Genomic DNA, 2,486 nt, shown 5'->3' on the forward strand with positions numbered 1-2,486 from the left:
ATCATGCATCTCGGGATGAGCGGCCGCTTCGACGTGGCGCTGCCGGACGGCCGCAATCTCTCGCCGGGCGATTTCTACCTCGACGGGGCATTGGGCAATGCCAAGCACGACCACGTGGTCCTGGCGATGTCGAACGGGTCGACAGTGACCTACAACGACGTGCGCCGCTTCGGCTTCATGGACCTCGTGCCGACCGAGACGCTGGGCGCCTGCCGGCACTTCGCCGGCATGGGCATCGAGCCCTTGAGCGAGTCCCTCACGCCGGAGGCGGTCGCCCGCCTGTTCCGGGGCCGTATCACCCCGCTGAAGGCAGCCCTCCTCGACCAGCGCCTCATCGCGGGCCTCGGCAACATCTACGTCTGCGAAGCCCTGCACCGGGCCGGGCTGCATCCCGAGGCGCCGGCCGGCAGCCTCGCGCGGACGGACGGAGGACCGACGCCCCAGGCCAAGCGCCTGACCCGCGTCATCGGCGACGTTCTGCGGGAGGCGGTGGCGGCGGGCGGATCGACCCTGCGGGACTACGCCCATACGGATGGCGGCACGGGCGCTTTCCAGCACGCGTTCCGGGTCTATGACCGGGTAGGTCACGCCTGCGGGGCACGGGGATGCACGGGGACGATCGAGCGGATCAAACAGTCCGGTCGTTCGACCTTCTTCTGCGCCACCTGTCAGGTGCGCACCGCGCCGAAGCAGACCGCGAAGAAGATTCGCGCTTGAGCGATTGATCCGCACATCGATCCTGGACGTCGGTGCTGCGCCCCTTCGGCGTAGGGGACGAAGCCGGGTTTGCGGACCTCGCCTCCGTGCTGGATGCCTGCTCGCTTCGACGTACACCAGCCTTCGCCAGCGCGAGCGAGAAACCCGTCGAACATCCGCTGCGATCCTTGCAGGTAACGGCCCTCGGGCTGCACAGCGCCGATCCACGACGGTACCGACCGCAAGGAGGTCGAGTTCCGCATGGCCCGAACGGTTCCGGGAAGTATCGTCACCGACCTAGCCAGCCACCCCCTGTTCCGCGAGCGACGGGTGCAGAAGATCCCGCGTTGCCAACGCTGGATCGGCGGTTTCGCGATGCTCCGTCTCGCCCTCGACCGATTCGCGGTGGTGAACGACAGCCCGAATGGTTGGGATATCGTGCGCCGTCACCAGCCGCGCTGGTCCTCTCCCGTCGGCCGACGGCCGTGCGGGGTCAGGGCGTTGATGACCTGCGGCAGGGCCTGGGATAGCTGCGCCAGGAGATCGTCGCGGTTGAGGCCGGTGCGCTGTTCCAAGGCGCCGACGGTTTCCGGTCCAAGGGCATCCGCGAGCCGGCTGGGCGCGACAGGGCGGTTCTCGCCCTGGCCGATCCAGGATTCCATCACGTCGCCGAGGCCGCCACGCTGAAACCGGTCGATGAGGCCGTCGAGCCCGCCGCGGCCATCGCTCGGCTCATGGTCCAGGCGGGCGTAAGGACCGGCGCCCGGATCGCGCTCGCCACCCGCGCCACGATCGCCGGGGCCGTCCAGCATGCCGGACAGATCGCTGAAATCGCCCTCGCGGGAGCGAGGACCCGAATCGGGCTCGCCACGGTTCCAGCCCGATCCGGGCCCTTCACCCGGATCCTGACCGAACCCGCCCATGTCGCCGTCGTCGCGATGGCGCGGTGCGGGCCCCTCCTGCTGACGCCCGCCGCCGAGGAGATCGCCCAGGCCACCGGCCCCCTTCGACATCAGCAGCATCAGGAGCGCCTGGACGATGGGCGACATCGCCCCGCCGAGGCCGCCGCCAAGACCGCCGCCTTGTCCACCATTCTGGCCGCCGCGCTCGGGTTCACGACCGCCTCCGAGCACCTGACCGAGCACGCCGCCGATGACTTGATCGAGGAGACCCATGATCGGTTCCTTCCCTGTGAGTATGGCCCTGGACACGGACCGACGCGACATCCGCCGGCCCGCCGTACCGCGCTCAGTCGCGGCGCGTACCGCCGGTCGCTGCCCGGTCGCTGGCCGGCAGGAGGTCGAGGGGGTTCGTGCGCGTCCGCATCTTCGGGTCGGACGCGACAATTCCGGTGCTGGATGAGATCGCCTTCGGCGGCGCGACCTGCCCGGTCGGCCGGTCTGCGGCGGCACCCGTCCGGTCCGGGATCGTCGCGGGAGTCGGCTGATCGTTCGGGTTGGCGGCACTTTGCGCTGCGGCCGGCGTCACGAGGGGCGCGATGACGAGGCCGGATGCGGCGTTGATCGCCAGGGCGCCGAGGAACAGGGATGTGACGGCGCCCCCGGCGCGGGGACGGAACGGCGGGCGTGGCGTTGTCACGGGGCACTCTCCTGGGTCGGCCGGGCAGGTATTGCCGAACCAAGCCCTGGTCCCGCGTTGCGGTTCCGCCGTCCCGGCGCTCAGCTCCGCTTTCGGCCGCCGCCACCCTTGTATTTCGGTTTCTGCCCGCCGAGCCCCTGCGTCGAGCGCGCCTTCGGGCGCTCCTGCCAGACCGGCGCGCCGACGGGCAG

At 70.4% G+C, this 2,486-nt stretch carries 3 protein-coding genes; 1 reads left to right on the top strand and 2 read right to left on the bottom strand.

All coding sequences use genetic code 11. The annotated features are described in order from the left end of the window. Positions 1–717 (top strand): bifunctional DNA-formamidopyrimidine glycosylase/DNA-(apurinic or apyrimidinic site) lyase (gene mutM, locus K2X24_RS13145; RefSeq protein WP_292498802.1); only part of this gene is annotated, 717 nt, incomplete at its 5' end. Between the two features lie 425 nt (positions 718–1,142). On the opposite strand, the gene K2X24_RS13150 is transcribed toward mutM, so the two are convergent. Then, the gene (locus K2X24_RS13150; RefSeq protein ID WP_292498805.1) at positions 1,143–1,871 is read right to left on the bottom strand and encodes a YidB family protein; all 729 of its coding nucleotides are present in this window, start codon (positions 1,869–1,871) and stop codon (positions 1,143–1,145) included. A 73-nt stretch (positions 1,872–1,944) separates the two neighbouring features. Continuing rightward, entirely contained in the window at positions 1,945–2,295 is a 351-nt protein-coding gene (locus K2X24_RS13155; protein WP_292498808.1) for a hypothetical protein, read from the bottom strand. Positions 2,296–2,486: the final 191 nt, after the last annotated feature.

The sequence above is a fragment of the Methylobacterium sp. genome (assembly GCF_019750675.1).
Taxonomy (GTDB): domain Bacteria; phylum Pseudomonadota; class Alphaproteobacteria; order Rhizobiales; family Beijerinckiaceae; genus Methylobacterium.